This window comes from Nocardioides eburneiflavus, assembly GCF_004785795.1.
In the GTDB taxonomy this organism is placed as follows: Bacteria; Actinomycetota; Actinomycetes; order Propionibacteriales; family Nocardioidaceae; genus Nocardioides; species Nocardioides eburneiflavus.
On record NZ_SRRO01000001.1, the window covers coordinates 4711864 to 4730707 of the forward strand.

The following is an 18844-nucleotide window of genomic DNA, read 5'->3' on the forward strand; positions in this document are numbered from 1 at the left end:
CCATGCCTCACCTCACCAGCAGGGCGGGCGCCTGTCCACCCATGCCGCGCCCGCGTCGGCCGCGGCCTGCTCGACCTGGGCGGCCAGCGAGAGCAGCAGCTCCTCCTCGGCCGGCCGCGCGGCGAGCATCACCCCGACCGGCAGGCCGTCGTCGGTCCAGTGCAGCGGCAGCGACATCGCGGGCATGCCGGTGACGTTCCAGGCGGACGTCCACGGCGTGAAGGCCTTCTGGTTCGCGAAGTCGCGGGCCGGATCGGCGTCGTCGCGCAGCTCGCCGACCAGGGCGGGCGGCCGGGCGAGGGTCGGCGTGAGCACGACGTCGTACGGAGCCAGCGCCGCGAGGGCCGCCGCCGCGTGCTGGCGCAGGCGGCCGATGGCGAGCCCAAAGTCGGGGCCGCTGACCGCGTGACCGATCCCGCCGAGCCAGCGCGTGAGTGGGCGGAGCCGGTCCTCACGGCCGGGTGGCGCGGGCGAGAGGGCGGTGAGGACGGCCCAGCAGGTCTCGAAGTCGGCGACCGCGTCCGGCGGGATCGGCACGGGCACGTCCTCGACGTCGTGGCCCAGCGACTCGAGCAGGTGGGAGGCGTCGTCCCAGGCGGTCACGGACGACGGATGCACGTCGACGTCGGTGATGACCGGGGTGATGAAGCGGGCGACGCGCAGCCGGCCGGGGTCGCGGTCGCACGCGTCGAGGAAAGGGCCGCTCGGCGCCGGCGCCCAGAACGGGTCGCCCACCCGCCGCCCGGCGAGGACGTCGAGCAGCGCGGCCGCGTCGCGGACCGTACGGGCGAGGGTGCCGGCGGTCGCGAGGCCGACCGGGTCGCCGTAGCGCGGGGCGCCGCTGATCCGGCCACGGCTGGGCTTGAGGCCGACGAGACCGCAGCAGGACGCGGGGATCCGGATCGACCCGCCGCCGTCCGAGCCGGGGGCGACCGGGAGCAGGCCGGCCGCCACGGCCGCGGCCGCTCCGCCGGAGGACCCGCCCGCCGTACGGCTCGGGTCCCACGGCGTCACGGCCGCGGGCGCCACGTCGGGCTCGGTGTAGCAGGGCGAGCCGAACTCCGGCGTGTTGGTCTTGCCCAGGCTCGGCATCCCCGCGGCCTCGACGGTCAGGACGAGGTCGTCGGAGGCGTCGGGGACGAAGTCGTCGTACGCCGCCGAGCCGAAGGTGGTGCGCACCCCCGCGGTGGCATGCAGGTCCTTGATGCCGGTCGGGACGCCCCAGAGCGGACCTGCGTCCGTGGGGCGTCCCGACCCGGCGAGGAGGGAGGTCAGGCGGCGCGCGTGCTCCCGCGCCAGCTCGTGGGTGGTGGTGATGAAGGCACCCACCTCCACCGAGCCGGCGCGGTCGGCGTAGTGCTCGACGAGCTCGAGCGGCGACACGTCACCGTTGCGCACGGCGTCGCCCTGCTCGAGCGCGGTCAGGTCGTGGAGCACACGCCGAACCTAGCCGGTGGCCTCGGTTTCGACTCGGGCTCGTTCCTCGCCCGGCTCAACCAGCGGTGAGCCGCTGGGCGAGCGTGTCGAGACCGAGGTGGCGATCAGGCCGCGGCCTCGACCTCGTGTGCCACGAGCGCGTCGAGAGCGCCGAGGAAGCGCCGGACGGCGGCCTCGTCCTGCAGGGGGTCACCGTCCACGGCGGGCTCGTCGACGACGATGCCCTCGACCACCACGGCGCCGGCGATGGTGGCGGAGTGGCGGGCGTGCTCGTGCGACCACTTGCCGCCGTACGGCGTGGGCGTGGCGCCGATGGCCGCGAAGGGCTTGCCGACGATGGCGCCCTGGCCGTAGGGACGCGAGAGCCAGTCGATGGCGTTGTTGAGCACGGCCGGCATGGTGCCGTTGTACTCGGGGGTGACGGCGAGGACGCGGTCGGCGGCGGCGACGGACTCGCGCAGCGCGGTCGCGGCGGCGGGAGCCGTCTCGCCGTCGATCTCCTCGTTGTAGAACGGGATGGCGTCGATGCCCTCGACGACGTCGACGGTCACGCCGGCCGGGGCGTGGTCGCGCAGGTGCTCGGCGATGCGGCGGTTGAGGGAGCCGGCGCGGTAGGAACCGAGGAGCACGGCGACGCGGGTCTGCTTGTCAGTGGTCATGGAGGTCGAAACGGACCACGGTCCGCTTCTATTCCGGTGCGGCGGAACTTTTCCCGCACCTAGTCTTGCCGGCGTGACCCACCTGCTGCCGCTCGCGGACGAGCCCGCTCCGGAGCGGGCCGACGCGGCGCGCAACCGGGAGGCGATCCTCGCAGCCGCGCTGCGCCTCGTGCAGACCAAGGGCGTCGGCTGCGTGACGATGGACACGGTCGCGACCGAGGCGGGCGTCGGCAAGGGCACGCTGTTCCGGCGCTTCGAGAGCCGCGAGGGACTCATGGGCGCGGTGCTCAACGAGTCGGAGACGGCGTGGCAGGCCAGTGTCATCTCCGGTCCCCCGCCGCTCGGACCGGGCGCCCCGCCGATGGAGCGGCTGCTGGCCTTCGGTCACTCCCGGCTCCGGACGAACCTGACCCATGCCGAGCTCATCGCGGCGGCCGGTCGCCCCGGCACCCGTTCCGCTGCGGCGCTGTCCTTCGCCAACATGCACGTGCGCTACCTCCTCGGTGAGCTCGGCGTCACCGGCGACCTGCTGATGCTCGCCACGGCACTGCTCACGCCCCTCGAGATGGTCGTGCTCGACCAGCAGGTCAACGCCGAGCACATCTCGCTCGAGCGGATCGAGGCAGGCTGGGACGACCTCGTGCGTCGCGTGGTCGGCTGCTGACGGGCCGGCGCAGCCCGTACGCCCCGGTCAGCCTTCGAGCTCGGCGAGCTTGCGCTTCATCGCCGCGATCTCGACCTGCTGGTCGGTCCCGATGTGGCTCGCGAGCTGGAACACCTCGGACTCCTGCCCGCCCTCGCCCTCGGTCAGCAGCATCTCCACCATCACCACGGCGCCCTCGTGGTGGCGGATCATGCCCTGCAGGAACAGCCGGTCGAATCGCGGCCCCGACGCCCTCTCGAGCCTGGCCATCTCCTGTGGCGTGAGCATCCCGGGCATCCCGTGCCCGCCGTCGGAGTGCCCGGCGTGCATGCCCGACACGCTCTCGCCGCGTCCGGTCAACCACCCCTGGAGCTGCACGATCTCGGCGACCTGGGTGACCTCGATCCGTTCGGCCATCGCGGCGAGGCCCGGGTCGTCGGCGCGCCGGTCGACGAGCGCGGTCATCTCCAGGGCCTGCTGGTGGTGCGGGATCATCCCCTGGACGAAGGCGACGTCGGCGTCCGTGTACGCCGGCTCCTCGATGCTCTCCGCCTCCTCCGGCGACAGCGTGGTGCCGGACTCCCCCGGTGCACCGAGCTGCACCACCGGCGCGGCCGTCTCCTCGGGCTCGGGCCCGGCCTCCGAGGTGCACCCCGCCACGCCGACCAGCAGCACGACGAGCGCGGCAGCGGTCCGGCCGGGACGGAGGTTCGGGGTCGTCGGCATGGGGTCTCCATTCACGAGGTCGTGCCACATTCTGGGGCTGGCGGTGCCGACCTGTCATCGCTACGTTGACAGGTCATAGTAGGTCGACCACGCCGCGGACCTTCCGGACCGAGCACCACGTGCCGACCTGACCTTGGGAGGCCCCCGCGATGTCTCGTCAACCCCGTAGGAACAGGACCACGATGCGCGCGGCGGGGGTGATCGTGCTGGCGGCCGCGCTCCTGCCCGCCGCGGCGTACGCCGCCGACGACCCCCGCGAGGACCTCGCGCCCGGCTACATCCCGTGGTCTGACGCGGCGAGCAACATCGAGCTGCTCGACAACGACCCCCGCGTGGCGCCGTTCGACGCACTGCCCGGCAACTTCGGCTTCGTCAACTCCGACCTCGCCTTCTCCGGCGACCGCGCGTTCGTCGGCAGCTTCAACGGATTCCAGGTCTACGACCTGTCCGACCCCACCGACCCGGTCCTCGAGTCGTCGTTCGTCTGCCCGGGCGGCCAGGGTGACCTGTCCGTCCACGGCGACCTGCTCTTCATGTCGGTCGAGGAGACCCGTGGCCGCATCGACTGCGGCACCCAGGGCGCGCCCGGCACCGTCAACGCCGAGCGGTTCCGCGGCGTACGGATCTTCGACATCCGTGACGTCGCCAACCCGGTCCAGCTGCCGGGCGTGCAGACCTGCCGAGGGTCCCACACCCACACGATCGTGACCGACCCCGACGACTCCGAGAACATCTACATCTACAACTCCGGCACGTCCGGGGTCCGCTCGCCGCTCGAGCTCGCCGGCTGCGAGAACGCCACGCTGACGCAGAGCCCGGTCACCACGGGCAACCCGACGCAGTGGCGCATCGACGTCATCAAGGTGCCGCTGGCCGCTCCGCAGACGGCTGCGATCGTCAGCCAGCCGCGGATCTTCACCGACCCGGCGACCGGTGCCTTCAACGGGCTGCAGAACACGTTGTCCTGCGCCCAGCAGCCCGTCGGCTGCCTGCACCCCTCCGGCACGCAGTACTCGCCGACGCCCAACACCAACACCTGCCACGACGTGACCGCCTTCCCGGCGCGCGAGCTGGTGGCCGGCGCCTGCCAGGGCAACGGCATCCTGCTCGATGTCGAGGACCCGGTGAACCCCGTACGCCTGGACGCGGTCAGCGACCCGAACTTCTCCTACTGGCACTCCGCCTCGTTCAACAACGACGGCACCAAGGTGATCTTCACCGACGAGTGGGGCGGCGGCACGAGCGCCCGCTGCCGGGTCACCGACAAGCCGGAGTGGGGCGCCGATGCGCTCTTCGACATCGCCGGCGAGCAGATGGAGTTCGCGAGCTACTACAAGATGCCCGCTGCTCAGACCGCGCAGGAGAACTGCGTGGCGCACAACTCGTCGCTGGTGCCTGTGCCGGGACGCGACATCCTCGTGCAGGCGTGGTACCAGGGTGGCCTGTCGGTGATCGACTTCAGCGACACCGCCGCCCCGGTCGAGATCGCCTACTTCGACCGCGGTCCCATCGACACCCCCAACCCGACAGGGCTCAACCTCGGCGGGCTGTGGTCGACCTACTGGTACAACGGCCTGGTCTACGGCAGCGAGATCGCGCGCGGCTTCGACACCTTCGGCCTGCTCACCAGCGACCTGCTGAGCGAGAACGAGCTCGACGCGGCCCGCGAGGTGAAGCTCGACGAGTTCAACGCCCAGCACCAGCCGAAGATCGTGTGGGAGCCGAGCTTCAACGTCGCCGGCGCCTACTACGACCAGGCGGTCCGCTCGGGCGCGCTGACCGGCAAGACGCTGACGACGGTGACCCGTCACCTCGCCAAGGCCGAGCTGCTCGCCGGCAAGGGCGAGACCGCCTCCGCGAAGGACCAGCTGGCCAACGCCATCCGGGTCCTCGGCGACAGCGGCGACCAGGGTGAGCTCAAGCAGGCCCTCCGGGAGCTGCGCGACAGCCTGTGACCGACGTACGGCGCCGCCACCCCAGCGGTGGCGGCGCCGTACGGCTCAGCGGTGGTGGCGCCGCAGGCCGAAGGTGAGGCCGTCGACGAGCGCGCCCCACGACGCCTCGATCACGTTGGCCCCGACCCCGACGGTGACCCACGACGACTCCCCGTCGGTGGTCTCGATCAGGACCCGGGTGATGGCGTCGGTGCCGTGGCCCTGGTCGAGGATGCGGACCTTGTAGTCGATCAGCTCGAACTTCGCGACCTCCGGGAACGCCTGCCCGATCGCCTCGCGCAGCGCCGCGTCGAGGGCGTTGACCGGGCCGTTGCCCTCGCCCGTCACGACGTACCTCACGCCCTCCGACCGCAGCTTGACCGTCGCCTCGGAGATCGCCTCGCCGTCCGTACGGGTCTCCGTGATGACCCGCCACGACTCGACGTCGAAGTAGGACGGGCGCCTGCCCTCGACCTCCTCGGCGAGCAGCAGCTCGAACGAAGCGTCGGCGGCCTCGAAGGTGTGGCCGCGCTGCTCCATCGCCTTGACCCGGTCGGTGACCCGGGTGACCAGCTCCCGGTCCGCCGAGAGGTCGTAGCCGAGCTCCTTGCCCTTGAGCTCGATCGAGGCCCGCCCGGCCATGTCGGAGACGAGCAGCCTCATGTCGTTGCCGATGTCGACCGGGTCCATGTGCTGGTAGAGGTTGGGGTCGACCTTGATCGCGCTCGCGTGCAGCCCGGCCTTGTGGGCGAACGCCGACGTGCCGACGTACGGCTGGCGCGAGGCCGGCGGGACGTTGGTGACCTCCGCCACGGCGTGCGCGATGCGGGTCGCCTCGCGCAGCAGCCCCTGCGGCAGGACGGTGCGATCGAGCTTGAGCTCCAGGTTGGCCACGACGGTGACGAGGTCGGCGTTGCCCGTGCGCTCGCCGTAGCCGTTGATGCAGCCCTGCACGTGGGTCGCCCCGGCCGCCACCGCGGCGAGCGAGTTGGCGACCGCGCAGCCGCTGTCGTTGTGGGCGTGGATGCCGACGCGGGCACCGGTCGTCTCGATCACGTCGAGCACCACGTCGGAGACCCAGTCTGGCAGCATCCCGCCGTTGGTGTCGCAGAGCGCGACGACCTCGGCGCCGGCCTCGGCCGCGGTACGGAGGACCTCCAGGGCGTACGCCCGGTTCGCGCGGTAGCCGTCGAAGAAGTGCTCCGCGTCGAGGAACACCGTCTGCCCCTCGGCGCGCAGGTGCGAGATCGTGTCGCGCACCATCGCGAGGTTCTCCTCCAGCGTGGTGCGCAGCGCCAGCTCGACGTGGCGGTCGTGCGACTTCGCGACGAGGGTGACCACGCCCGCGCCGGAGTCCCGCAGGGCAGCGACGAGGGGGTCGTCGGCGGCACGTACGCCGGCGCGGCGGGTGGCGCCGAACGCCGCGAGCCGTGCGTGGCGCAGGTCGAGCTCCGCAGCTGCACGGCGGAAGAACTCGGTGTCCTTGGGGTTGGCGCCCGGCCAGCCGCCCTCGATGTAGCCCACTCCGAGGCCGTCGAGCTGACGCGCGATGCTCAGCTTGTCGGCGACGCTCAGGTTGAGACCCTCCTGCTGGGCGCCGTCGCGCAGGGTGGTGTCGTAGACGTGGAACGAGCCGTGCAGGTCCATCGGTGGTCTCTCGGTCGGGGCGGGGGTACAAAAAAACCTCCTGGGGTGCAGGAGGTGTGCGCGGCGGGGTGTCCCGTCGCGCTAGGCAATGATGATCGTGGTGGTGCTCACGGAACCGATGGTGCCACGCATCGGTCCGTCGTGAGACGGCTGTCTCGGGATCCGGTCGCCCCCGCACGCGACCGAGCCCCGGGCTCCGCCCCCACGACGGCTCCCGGGGCCCGGTTTCCCCCAGCTGTGTTCCCCTGGCGTTCCCAGGCCCGAACCGGATCAGCAGGCGTACGCCTCCGCGCCGGCGACGTAGGTGGCGACCATCTGCTCCGGCAGCGGCGAGCCGTCGCCGAAGTACTCCAGGCCGACGCCGTCGGCCCCGTTGGGGTTCGTCCGGCCGGTGTGCTTCGGGTCCCCGATCGTCATCTTCTCGAAGACCTTGAGGCCGACCGGGAGGCCCGCCTCGCGCAGCGCGGCGTACCCGGCCTCCTCGGCCCCGGCACAGTCGGCCGTGTAGCCCTCGAAGCCCGCCCCCATCGCGGCCGAGACCACGAACCAGTTGGCCGACGACGGCCCGGTCAGGGAGTACATCGGGACGAAGCAGTGGTGCGCGCTGGCGCTCGTCGCCGTGAGCGCGACGGCTGCTGCGGCCGCGCCGGCGACGACGCCGAGACGTCGTACGGTGGTGATGCTCATGTGGTGTTCCCCTCGCGATGGGACCCCCTGTAGGTCCCGACACCACCAGTCCAGCGTGGGTGCGGGCCACCGACCACGGTCAGTGACCCGCACACTTCTCGCACAGTTCCGCCGCCGCACGGCACGGACCGTGGCCCGACCCGGGCCTAGCGGAACCGCGCGGTGAAGGTCTGGCTGGTCGCCGGAGCGACCACGTCGTGGGTCTGCGCGCCGCCGTCGGACCAGGAGACGAACTGGTAGGTCTTCGAGCCCTTCTTCTGCGGCGCTGGGGCACTGATCGAGTTGGTGGATCCGACGATGACCGTCCGCGTGAACGACGCCTTGGCGGTGCTCCCGCCGACCGTCAGCGACAGCCCACCCGGATTGGTCTGGAACGTCAGCGACACCGTGCGCGGGTCCAGCCGGACGCTCCGGGTGGCCTGCATCCCGCCGGAGTCGGTCGCGGTGAGCCTCAGCTCGAGGTGCGAGGGGTACTCGTGGTCCGGAGCGGTGAACGAGCCGCTGGCCACCCCGGGCCACGTCTGGACCTGGTGGCTGTGGCAGTTCGACGGACAGTGCTGCATCAGCAGCTCCCACGACAGCGCCGAGGGTGGCATGGCGCCGTCCTGGGCATCGGTCGCGGAGCCGGAGAAGCTGAGGACGTCGCCGACCTTCCACGCGGTCCCGGACGTGGGTGTCTGGATGGTGGGCGTCGGCGCCGTGTTGCCGACCGAGATGACGAGTGTGTCCGTGGCCGTGAGACCGTCACTGTCCGTGACCCGGAGCGACGCCGCGAAGGTGCCGGAGACGGTGTAGGTGTACGTCGGCTGCGCGCTCGTCGAGTCGTCGAACGCACCGTCGCCGTCGAGGTCCCAGGCGTGGGTGATCACGTCGCCGGGGTCAGGGTCGTACGACGCGGTGCCGTCGAACGACACCGTGAGCGGAGCCGCCCCGGACGTGGGCGTCGCGGTGGCCACGGCCACCGGCGCCTGGCCGCCGGCCTCGTAGTGGATGCGCCGGATCGTCCCGCCGTCGAAGTCGACGTAGAAGAGGTCGCCGCCCGGTCCGACCTGGAGGTTGACGGGGTTCGCCGCACCCGAGACGAAGGTCCGCACGAGACCGGGGGCCGGCTTGCCGTCGGCGCCCTTGGGCATGACCCAGATGCAGTCCCGGGAGTAGTCGGCGAAGAAGAGCGCGTCGTCGTACTCGGCGGGATAGGAGTGCTGGCTCGCCGCGAACTCGAACTGCAGCCCGGCCACGGAGGAGCTGCCGGTGGGGCACGTCTCGTTGGGCACCACGCGGTTGCTGTGGTGGTAGGCGTGGTACGGCGCGGTCACCGCTCCCGGCGAGGCGTACAGGTTCTCGCACATGGTCAGGTTGGCCGAGTCGTAGCCCGACTGGCGCTGTGCGCCCTCGTAGCAGGGCCACCCGAAGTTCTGCATCTGTCCGGCCGAGGGGATGACGTTGATCTCTTCCCAGTCGTTCCAGCCGACGTCGCCCACCCAGATCTCGTCCGTTCCGGGCCGGGGCGTGATCCGGAAGGGGTTGCGCAGCCCGTAGGAGATGATCCGGCGGGCGTTCGGGTCTGCGGAGGCCGCCAGCGGGTTGCCCGCGACGCCGGCGCCCGTGGCGCGGTCCACGCGGATCACGGTGCCGTCGAGGGACACCGGGTCGCTCGGCGTCCGGAGGTCCTGGCTGCGCAGGGCGCCACCCTCGGCCGTCGGGGGCGTGAGGGCCGAGCCGACGGTCCCGGGCGGATCGCCGCAGGGGTTCACCGGGGACCCGTCCTGCCCGTAGTCGACGAAGTTGAAGCTGGCGCCGTCGCCGCCACTGGCGTAGAGGGCGCCGTCCCGGCCGAACTCCACGCTGCCGATCGAGTGGCTCGGGTACTGCTGGCACCAGTCCTCGACCAGTACGTGCTCCGGACCCGTCATGGCGTTGCCGCTGGCCTGCAGGCGGGAGAGTCGGCCGCTGACGACGCACCCGTCGGCAGTGGCACCCGGAGGCGTCGGACAGGGATCGGAGTACACCCCCGGAGTTCCCCACCGCGGGGCCGCGGCGGAGGATCCCAGCACGTGGTCGTAGGTGTAGAGCACGTAGACGTAGGGCTCGGCCGGGAAGCTCGGATCGAGTGCCATGCCGAGCAGCCCCCGGTCCCAGAAGTTGTGCACGTTGACGTTGAGGTCGGCGAAGACATCGGGCGTCGCGTCGGTGAGCGAGTCGAAGACCTTGATGACGCCCCGCTTCTCGGCGACGAAGACCCGGCCGTCGGCAGCGAAGCGCACCGCGGTCGGGTTCGTCAGACCACTGAGAACCACCGTCTCCCGGAAACCGGAGGGCAGGGTGGAGGCGCCACGTGCGTCGGTGCTCCCCAGCGCGACGAAGGCGGCACTGCTGGCCGCCAGGAGAGTGACGAGGAGGATCCGCCATCGCGCCAGGCCCGCTGGGGATCCGGGACCTGCGACCACGCGTCCCGTTGCCGTGATGATCGCCATGCGAGTCATGGCCTCACCCTTCCCGAGCGCGTGGACGCGCTCGTCCCACCATCAGCATCGGCCGGGGTGGCAGAGCGGCGCATACCGCGTTCAGGGCATCCTCGCGCAGCCGAACGACGGACCCGGCCCGGCGGCGGAATGGAGCTTCCGCCGCCGGGCCGGGTCCTGGTCAGGATCGGCCGATTCCTGCTCGGCTACGAGATCGCGCGGTACTCCGTCCACGCCATCTGCATCCGCGCGGCCTGGCCGGCGGTGAACTCCGTCATGCAGGAGTCGTAGGTGTAGTCCATGAAGTTGGTGATGGGGTCGACTCCCCCGCCCTCGCACGTGTCGCGCCCGACCGGGCACTGGAAGGCCGGCGAGGCCTCGGGGGCGGTGTCGGCGACGTAGTCACCCGGCTCGGAGCACCCGCCCTGGAAGGTGTGGTAGAGCTCGAGCCAGTGACCGACCTCGTGGGTCGCGGTGTCGCCCTCGCCGTAGACGGTGTAGACCGTCGAGTCGCCGGTGTCGTTCTCGACCGTGGGCAGGCTGCGGTAGTCGACGACGACGCCGTCGCGGTAGGCCGGCAGCGGGTCGCCCAGGGTGGACTCGTCGGTGAAGTCGGAGGGGAAGTAGGCCCAGCCCAGCAGCGACTGCGCCAGCGAGGCGGAGTAGATGTTCAGCGTCTCGGAGGTGCTGTCGTCGTAGAAGTACTGCTTCATCTTCACCTCCTTGCCGCCGCCGCGGTAGAAGCGGGGCAGCCCGCCGTTGGACGAGACCAGGTTGAACCACTCGGGCTGCTTCACGCGGTGGATCTCCTCGAGCACGAACGAGAAGCCGGTGCCGGCGAAGCCCTCGTTGAGCACCCTGATCTGCTCCGCGACCCGCTCGTCGGACAGGTAGCCGCCGTCCGCGCTCCTGTCCTTGTAGACGACGTTGAAGCGGACCGGGATCTCGACCGGCGCGAACGCCGCGGCGGCGGTGGCGCCCGGCTTGCCCCTGGCTGACGTACGCGCCGCGCGGGCCGCCTTGGCCAGCGGGTCCTTGTGGACGACGTGGAGGTCGTCGCGCGGGATCGTGCCGGCCGGGGCCTTGGCGACGTCGCCGTACTCGATGCAGTCGACCGCCTTGTCCTTCGCCGGTGCGCCGAACGTCGGCGTGGACACGGCCATGCCGAGGGCCAGTGCCGTGGCCGTGACGCCGAGGCGTTGCAGTGCGCGGGTGCTGGGGTTCATGCGGGGGGTCCCCTCTCGTCGGAGTCGGTCGAGGGGAACGTAAGCCCCGGCACCGACCCGCGGGAAGACCACTCCGGGGTGGATTTGCCGGAATCTGTCAGAGCCAGCCGGGCAGCCGGACGTCGGAGAACGGCGCGTCGTCGTACGGCGTCCAGCTGGTGCCCTGTGCCGACGCGGCCGCTCCCAGCCCCGAGCCGGCCGCCGCCACCACCAGGGTGACCAGCAGCCAGGGCACGCCTCGCCGGGCCAGCGGGTCGACGAGACGGTGCACCGGGGAGCGGACGCGCTCGGCACCGGGTCCCCACCAGGCCGACACCGCGAAGGCTCCGCCGATGGCGGCGAGCGAGGTGGTCATCGAGAGCGACGCCGCGAAGCAGAGCAGCGCCACCGCGCAGGCGATCCCGGCACTCCAGAGGAGGAGGACGAGCGAGCCGCCGAGGCCGGCGACGACGTGCCACGGCGCGGCGAGCAGCACCTGGATGCCGTCGTACCACTTCACCCCGCGCCGGTCGCGGCGGTGGCCGGCGGACGCGGCGGCGAGCGAGCCGCTCCGCAGCAGCCAGATGGCGACGAACAGGACGGCGAGGCTGGCCCAGGGCGCCAGCACGATGCCACCGGTGACGACACCCCCGAGGGCGACGAGCGTCAGCGACCGGCGCAGGCGCTCGCCGGCCGGCACCCTCTCGCGCGCGGGCGGGCCGTAGTCGGTGACGTACTCGGTGGAGCCGTCCGGCAGCACCCTGGTCCGCCGGTGCGGGACCGTGCCCGCGGCCTCCCAGTCCTCGTCCGGGCGGTCGTCGGGCTCCCCCGCCGGGGCGGCCCAGCCGTCTGACCAGTGCACGGGCTCGTCGAGGGGCGCCTGCGCCGCGGCTGCGGTGCCGGCGTGGGTCGGCGCGGCGTACGCCTCCGCGACCGCGGCGTAGGGCAGGGTGACCGGCGCCGGGCCGCGGTGGTCCCGCGAGGTGCCCCTCTCGTCGTGCCCGGCCGGCTCCGAGGCGAGGTCCTCGAGCCAGTCACGGACCTCGTCGAGCGACGGCCGGTCCTCGGGCGACGGCGCGAGCGCGTCCTCGACCAGCTCGAGGACGTCGGGGTCCAGACCGGTGAGGTCGTGCTCGCCACGGCGGACGCGGTCCATGATCGCCATGGAGGGACCCCGGCCGTACGGCGCGCGGCCGGTGCCGGCGTAGGCGACGGTCGCGGCCCAGGCATGCACGTCGGAGGCGGCTGTCGCGTCGTCGCCGTAGAGGATCTCGGGGGCGAGGTAGCCGGGCGTGCCGAGCAGCCAGCCGTTCATCGTGATGCGCGAGTCGTCGGCGACGCGGGCCAGGCCGAAGTCGATGAGGATGGGCGTACGCCCCTCCATGATCACGTTGGACGGCTTGATGTCGCGGTGCAGCACGCCAACGGCGTGCACGGCCTCCAGCGCCTCGGCGAGGCAGTCGGCGAACCACAGCAGGTCGTCCCCGGCCAGGGGACCCTCCTCCTGCACGTGGTCGTGCAGCGACAGGCCCGGGACGTAGCGGGTCGCGACGAAGGGGATGTCGCCGAAGGGGTCGGCGTCGACGATCTCGGCGATGCGGCGGCTGCGGACGCGGCTCAGGGAGCTGACCTCGCGCGCGAGGCGGCGTCGGGCCTCGTCGTCGCCGACGACGTGCGGGCGCAGGACCTTGATGGCCACCGGTCGCTCCCCCGGCTTCTGGCCGAGGTGGACCACGCCCATGCCGCCCTCGCCGAGCCGGGCACGCAGCGCGTAGCCGCCGACGGTGAGCCCGGGCGGCGGCGCCTTCGGGGACGTCGTCACGGCACGAGGATACGGGCGACCGGCGGCGATCACCCTGATCCGCGCGCCGCGCCGGGGACGCTGTCGTACGCGTGGGACACCATGGCGTGATGGACGAGACCCGACACCGCCTCGCCGTCGAGCGCGAGCAGGCACTCGCGCGGCTCGCGAGCCTCACCGGGGACCACGAGTCGATGGTGGCGGCGTCGCTCGACACCAACGCCGACGACGAGCACGACCCGGAGGGCGCGACGATCGCCTTCGAGCGCTCGCAGATCGGGGCACTGGTCCGTCAGGTGCGCCACCACGTCGCCGAGGTCGACGCCGCCCTCGAGCGCGTCGACGCCGGCACCTACGGCGCGTGCGAGCGCTGCGGGACGGCGATCGGTGAGGCACGGCTCGACGCGCTCCCCGCGGCCCGGACGTGCATCGCGTGCGCGTCGGGCAGCGGCTGAGGTGCGTGCGCCGCCCCGCCCGTCGTCCCTCGCTGGTCGAGCAGGGCGGCCGCTGGTTGAGCAGGTCGCGCAGCGACCGTGTAGAAACCCCTCCGAGCCGGTGGTTGAGGCGCGAGCCCCGCGAGCCTCGGAACCACTTCTTCCTCGCTGGTCGAGTAGCCCGCGAGGGACGAGCGGGCGTATCGAGACCCACCACGAACCCGGCCACAGCCGTCGCTCGAGCCGATGGGCGTTGTCGGTGGGCTCCCCTAGGATCGAACACATGATCGACGGACTGGCAGCCGAGGCACGAGGGGTCGCAGACGACCTCTCACCCGCCGACCTGCTCGCCACGATCAAGGCCTCCCGCGACGTCGAGAACACCGAGGCCGCCCGCCAGCTCGCTCTCGCCGCCCGGTGGGCCGACCTGCACCCGCCGGAGTCGATCCACGACGCGGCGTCGTTCACGGTGCCCGGGTCCCAGCACGAGGAACCCATCGCCGGTGAGGGTGCCCCGCTGGTGGCGGAGTTCTGTTGCGCCGAGCTCGGCACCGTCCTCGGCATCACCGTCGACCGCGGCGAAGAAGCTCATCGGTCACGCCCTCGAGCTGCGCCACCGCCTGCCGCGGTTGTGGGAGCAGGTCCACGCAGGTGCGGTGCCCGCCTGGCGGGCCCGGGCGGTCGCGGACACCACCATCCACTCCACCCCTCCCCTCACCGCCGAGGCGGCCGGGTTCGTCGACGCGCAGGTCGCCGCCGTCGCCGGACGGGTCGGCACCGCGCAGCTCGACCGCCTCGTCGCCGAGACCATCAGGCGCTACGACCTCGCGACCGCCGACCCCACGCAGGACCCGGAGGACGGCTACCTGCACGTCGACCCCCGCCACGTCACCGTCGACACCGACGACGTGCACTACGCCGGCACCCTGCGGATCGAGGCCGAGGTCGACATCGCCGACGCCCTCGACCTCGACCGCGCCCTCGCCCACCACGCCGAGACCCTGAAGGCCCTCGGGTCGCTGCTGCCGCTCGACGCCCGCCGGGCCAAGGCCCTCGGGGACCTCGCCAGGACGCAGACCGCGCTCGAGCTCGCGTGCCAGGGTGCCGACGCCGCCGCCGATATCGACGAGCCGGACCTGCCGGCCGCCCGCGCGGTCGTGATCCACGCCCACTTCGACGCATCCGTCTCCGGCGACACCACGGTGTTCGGTCCCACCGGGAGGATGGAGAACGGCCAGCGCCTGGTCCTGCTCGAGCAGGTCCAGTCCTGGTGCGCCGACACCCGCACCGAGGTCACCATCAAGCCCGTCATCGACCTCAACACCACGCTGACCGCGCAGACGCGGAAGGTCCCGGCGACGATCCGCGAACACGTGATCCTGAGAGATCGCACGTGCGTGTTCCCGCGATGCACCCGCCCGGCACGGCGCTGCGACGTCGACCACGTCATCCCGTGGGACGACGACGCCGAGGCCGAGGGCCGCCCGCAACCCGGCCCGACGACCACGAGCAACCTGGCCTGCCTGTGCCGGTTCCACCACCGCCTCAAGACCCACTCGCCCTGGCGCTACGAGATGACCACCCCCGGGATCTTCGAGTGGACCTCACCCCATGGCCACCGCTACCGCCGCGACCACACCGGCACCACCGACCTCGACCCACCAGATCCGCCGGACCTGGCAATCCCACCCGGCCTCCCGCGACCACGCCGACGATGACCCCGCCCCACACCCCGCCGACACAGGTACGGCGGGGTGTCAGGTGCGTCCACCTGGGGGTGGTCCCTGATGCCCGGACGAGCCCGGCGCTCAACGTGCCGGGCATGCCGTACCAGCGACGGTGGCTCCGCTGGACGACCTCGTCCCCGGTCGCGCGGGATGCGGCTGCAGTGCGCGGGCAGGACCGAGCACTCCTGGTCAGCCTCCCCACGACGGAGGCAGCTCGCCCGTCGCAGAAGGGACCAGGTCGACGCCCCTGTCGCACACGAGGAACGGTTGATCCTCAGGTAGCGCGAGGATCCGTTCCCGCACGCTGCGAGGGGTATCGCGCCCGACGAGGCTGACCAGCGAATCCCACTCGTCTGGGGTCAGCACGAGCTCCACGGTCCGGTGCCCCCCGGTGGGCCTCCTGAACGTCACCGCGATGCCACCAGTGACCTCTCGTGCGTCCGCCCACGAGCTGAGGGACTCCACGAGACGGTTCCAATGGATCGCCATAGGCCCAGTGTGACAGCGCTTGCCGGCGTTGCCTCCCTCTGCGTGCCGTCCTCGGGACGGAGCGCGCAACGTCACCGCGGTAGGCGGCATCGCCCGAAGGCAGCCACCGAGTCAGGCGAGCCCCTGCCGCCGGATGGCCGTGATCACGGCGAGGGCGCCCCCGCCGACGAGGAGCAGCAGTCCGAGGAGCGGCAGCCCGTACTGGATCGCGTCGTAGTAGATCCGCGGGTGCATGGGTGCCAGGTGGAGCTCCTGGACCGGGGTGGCGTCGACGTCGGCACAGGTCACCACGACGACCCCGTCCGCGGGAGCCGTGAAGGTGGACGACGCCTCGGGCACAGCGACCCACGGCCCGAGCCCCACCACGCCCAACGCTGCTGACGCCCATGTCGCCGCGCCCCGCCGCCTGGGCCTGGTCAGTACCGATCCCCCGTGCATGCGCCGGAGCGTACGGGCTTCCGGCGGCTCACCGCCCCGGCACGCGCACTCAGCCATCCGGCCGATCCGCAGCGCGGTCCCAGCGCACTACCGTTCACGCGTGCGCACCGTCCTCCGCCAGCTCTGGCGCCTGCCCGCGCCTGCGGACGCGCGCCCGGCCACCCGCTGGGACGTGGCGGCGGTCGCAGCCCTTGCCGTGCTCGCGGTGCTCGAGGCGGTCGCCTGGCAGCCCGACCTGGCGTGGCGCTGGGTGTCGCTGGGCATGTTCCTGGTGTGGCTGCCGACGCTGCTCGTACGCCGCACCCGTCCGCTGCTGATGGCGGTGGTGTTCGCGGTGCTGGCGCCCGTGCCCATGGTCACCGGCTACGTCGACGGCACCACGCCCGAGGAGCTCGTCACGGCGGTCGTCGGGCTGCTGATCCCCTACTCCCTCACCCGCTGGGCGGCCGGCCGCGACCTCGTCGTCGGGCTGGGGCTGTTCCTCCTCGTCGCCGTCACCTCGCTCGTGACCCAGCCGCTCGTGGCGGCCGACCGGATCGGCGGGGTGGCCGTCATCGTCGCCGCGATGGCGACCGGAGCGGCGGCGAGGGCGCGGTCGTTGCTGCACGGGCGCCAGCTCGAGGACGTACGCCGGGACGAGCGCGAGCGCCTCGCCCGCGACCTGCACGACACCGTCGCCCACCACCTGACGGCCATCGCGATCAGCGCGCAGGCGGGGCTGGCGGTCGCCGACACCCAGCCGGGCGCCACCAAGGACGCCCTGCGGCGGATCGACGCGGAGGCGACCCGTACGCTCGCCGAGACCCGCCGGGTCGTGCGGATGCTCCGCACCGAGGAGGAGCCCCCCGACGCGCCGCTCGACGACATGGCCGGGCTGGCCGCAGCCGCGGGGCCCGGCCCGGTCGTCGAGGTCTCGCTCGACGAGCGCCTCGAGCTCTCCCCCACGGTCGCGGCGGCGCTCCACCGCATCGCCCAGGAGGCCGTGGCCAACGCCCGCCGTCACGCCTCGGACGTGACCGAGGTCCGGGTGGAGGTGGCAGCCCGGGGCGACGACCTGGAGCTCACCGTCACCGACGACGGCGCTCCCGTCGCGCGCCGGGCGAGCGGGTTCGGGATCGTCGGCATGACCGAGCGGGCCGCCCTGCTCGGGGGCACCCTCGAGGCGGGCCCCACCGAGCCCCGCGGGTGGCGTGTGCGCGCGGTCCTGCCGAGGGAGGACGTCGGATGAGCCTGCGCGTGCTGGTCGCCGACGACCAGGAGATCGTGCGCACCGGACTGGCGATGATCCTCGGCGCGCAGGACGGCATCGAGGTGGTCGCGACCGCCGTCGACGGACAGGACGCCGTGGAGCAGGCCCGGGACCTGCGCCCGGACGTGTGCCTGCTCGACATCCGGATGCCCCGGCTCAACGGGATCGAGGCCACCCGCGCCCTCGCCGGTCCCGACGTCGCGGACCCGCTGGCGGTCGTGGTGGTGACCACCTTCGACCTCGACGAGTACGTCTACGGCGCCCTCCTCGCGGGCGCGAAGGGCTTCCTGCTGAAGGACTGCGGACCCGAGCTGCTCACCCACGCCGTACGGGCGGCCGCGGACGGTGGGTCGCTGATCGCGCCGAGCGTGACGACGCGGCTGCTGAAGGGCTTCGCCACGAGGGACGCCCCCGCCGCGCCCGTCTCCCCCCTCACCGACCGGGAGGAGCAGGTGCTGGTCGCGGTCGCCCGCGGACTGACCAACCACGAGGTCGCGGCGGAGCTGTACATCTCGCTCAGCACGGTGAAGACCCACCTCGGCTCGCTCATGGCCAAGCTCGGGGTCCGCAACCGGGTCGAGCTCGCCCTGTGGGCCTATCAGACCCGTCGCCTGGACTGACCCGAGCGCGCCTGGCTGCACCGCACCAGCCACTCCGCGACCACCAGGTTGATCACCCACGCGACCGTCATGCCGGCTGCCTTGAGGTTCCCGCCCGGATCGTCCACGAGGAGGACCATCGGCCCGAGGACGATCGCCTGCGTCCCGGCGCCCTGCGCCACGGCGTACGCCCGCGCCATCCACCGCTGGTGGGCGCGCACGTCGCGGCGCCGGATCGCGAGGACACCGAGCGCGAGCCCGGCGACCATCACCGAGCCGAACACCAGCCGGGACACCATCAGGGCCTCGTTGTCGTGGGCCGGGAGCGGGTACCAGAGCGTCATCCACAGCCCGCTCAGCGCGGCGGCGAGACCGGCCGGCACGAGGACCCGTCCGCTCCAGCGGTGCCACCGCGGGCGCCGGGCCCGGAAGGACGGCATGAGCTGGAACGCGCCGAGCACGGTGTAGATGCACGCGCCGATGACGTGCACCACGACGGGCAGCGGCGAGTCGAAGAAGCGCTGGTCGGCCGCGTCGGCCTCGCCCGCCGCCAGCTCGGCGACCCTGAACACCCCAGCTGCGACCGGGACCAGGGTGAGCGCGAGCAGGCTCGCCGGGATCCACCACTCGCGGCGCGGTCGGGTCGGGACGTCGGGCCGGTCCGGGGCGAGGGTCGTCATGCCACGAGCCTCGCGGCGAGGGACGTA

General features: G+C 72.6%; 17 protein-coding genes. 6 read left to right on the forward strand and 11 right to left on the reverse strand.

The window, feature by feature from the left end:
- Positions 1-12: 12 nt before the first annotated feature.
- On the reverse strand, positions 13-1437 hold the full coding sequence (locus EXE59_RS22160; protein ID WP_135840826.1) for an amidase: 1425 nt from the start codon (positions 1435-1437) through the stop codon (positions 13-15).
- Positions 1438-1541: 104 nt separating this feature from the next.
- Positions 1542-2096, reverse strand: coding sequence for an NAD(P)H-dependent oxidoreductase (locus tag EXE59_RS22165; RefSeq protein WP_135840827.1), 555 nt, complete (start codon positions 2094-2096; stop codon positions 1542-1544).
- 73 nt (positions 2097-2169) lie between these two features.
- On the opposite strand from EXE59_RS22165, the gene EXE59_RS22170 reads away from it, so the two are divergent.
- On the forward strand, positions 2170-2760 hold the full coding sequence (locus EXE59_RS22170) for a TetR/AcrR family transcriptional regulator (protein ID WP_246056990.1): 591 nt from the start codon (positions 2170-2172) through the stop codon (positions 2758-2760).
- Between the two features lie 27 nt (positions 2761-2787).
- On the opposite strand, the gene EXE59_RS22175 is transcribed toward EXE59_RS22170, so the two are convergent.
- Positions 2788-3465, reverse strand: a complete 678-nt coding sequence (locus tag EXE59_RS22175) for a DUF305 domain-containing protein (RefSeq protein ID WP_168218639.1) — start codon at positions 3463-3465, stop codon at positions 2788-2790.
- Between the two features lie 182 nt (positions 3466-3647).
- On the opposite strand from EXE59_RS22175, the gene EXE59_RS22180 reads away from it, so the two are divergent.
- The gene (locus EXE59_RS22180) at positions 3648-5420 is read left to right on the forward strand and encodes an LVIVD repeat-containing protein (protein WP_135840830.1); all 1773 of its coding nucleotides are present in this window, start codon (positions 3648-3650) and stop codon (positions 5418-5420) included.
- Positions 5421-5465: 45 nt separating this feature from the next.
- Here EXE59_RS22180 and cimA read toward each other — a convergent pair whose 3' ends face one another.
- From cimA to EXE59_RS22205, 5 genes are all read right to left on the reverse strand, one after another.
- Positions 5466-7046, reverse strand: a complete 1581-nt coding sequence (gene cimA / locus EXE59_RS22185) for a citramalate synthase (protein WP_135840831.1) — start codon at positions 7044-7046, stop codon at positions 5466-5468.
- A 270-nt stretch (positions 7047-7316) separates the two neighbouring features.
- Entirely contained in the window at positions 7317-7733 is a 417-nt protein-coding gene (locus EXE59_RS22190; protein ID WP_135840832.1) for a hypothetical protein, read from the reverse strand.
- Positions 7734-7879: 146 nt separating this feature from the next.
- On the reverse strand, positions 7880-10216 hold the full coding sequence (locus EXE59_RS22195) for a PQQ-dependent sugar dehydrogenase (protein WP_210429102.1): 2337 nt from the start codon (positions 10214-10216) through the stop codon (positions 7880-7882).
- A 185-nt stretch (positions 10217-10401) separates the two neighbouring features.
- Positions 10402-11421, reverse strand: coding sequence for a zinc metalloprotease (locus EXE59_RS22200; protein WP_135840833.1), 1020 nt, complete (start codon positions 11419-11421; stop codon positions 10402-10404).
- A gap of 97 nt (positions 11422-11518) precedes the next feature.
- Positions 11519-13222, reverse strand: a complete 1704-nt coding sequence (locus tag EXE59_RS22205; RefSeq protein WP_135840834.1) for a serine/threonine-protein kinase — start codon at positions 13220-13222, stop codon at positions 11519-11521.
- An 89-nt stretch (positions 13223-13311) separates the two neighbouring features.
- On the opposite strand from EXE59_RS22205, the gene EXE59_RS22210 reads away from it, so the two are divergent.
- Complete coding sequence (locus tag EXE59_RS22210; RefSeq protein WP_135840835.1) at positions 13312-13656, forward strand: TraR/DksA family transcriptional regulator; 345 nt, start codon at positions 13312-13314, stop codon at positions 13654-13656.
- 310 nt (positions 13657-13966) lie between these two features.
- On the opposite strand, the gene EXE59_RS23990 is transcribed toward EXE59_RS22210, so the two are convergent.
- Entirely contained in the window at positions 13967-14227 is a 261-nt protein-coding gene (locus tag EXE59_RS23990) for a hypothetical protein (RefSeq protein WP_168218340.1), read from the reverse strand.
- A 64-nt stretch (positions 14228-14291) separates the two neighbouring features.
- Between EXE59_RS23990 and EXE59_RS22215 the strand changes: the two genes are divergently transcribed.
- Positions 14292-15353 carry an HNH endonuclease signature motif containing protein gene (locus EXE59_RS22215; RefSeq protein ID WP_246056991.1) on the forward strand — a complete coding sequence of 354 codons (1062 nt, stop codon included), beginning with the start codon at positions 14292-14294 and terminating at the stop codon, positions 15351-15353.
- Positions 15354-15962: 609 nt separating this feature from the next.
- Here the strand turns inward: EXE59_RS22215 and EXE59_RS23995 are convergent.
- Entirely contained in the window at positions 15963-16217 is a 255-nt protein-coding gene (locus EXE59_RS23995) for a hypothetical protein (protein WP_168218640.1), read from the reverse strand.
- 172 nt (positions 16218-16389) lie between these two features.
- Here EXE59_RS23995 and EXE59_RS22220 point away from each other — a divergent pair, with 172 nt between their 5' ends.
- Both EXE59_RS22220 and EXE59_RS22225 read left to right on the forward strand, forming a co-directional pair.
- Positions 16390-17517, forward strand: a complete 1128-nt coding sequence (locus tag EXE59_RS22220; protein ID WP_168218641.1) for a sensor histidine kinase — start codon at positions 16390-16392, stop codon at positions 17515-17517.
- A complete protein-coding gene (locus EXE59_RS22225; protein WP_135840838.1) occupies positions 17514-18158 on the forward strand; it encodes a response regulator in 645 nt (214 codons plus the stop codon). Before EXE59_RS22220 ends, EXE59_RS22225 begins: the two co-directional genes overlap by 4 nt.
- Here EXE59_RS22225 and EXE59_RS22230 read toward each other — a convergent pair.
- A complete protein-coding gene (locus tag EXE59_RS22230; protein WP_135840839.1) occupies positions 18137-18817 on the reverse strand; it encodes a DUF2306 domain-containing protein in 681 nt (226 codons plus the stop codon). The two genes, EXE59_RS22225 and EXE59_RS22230, sit on opposite strands and share 22 nt — an antisense overlap.
- Between the last annotated feature and the right edge of the window lie 27 nt (positions 18818-18844).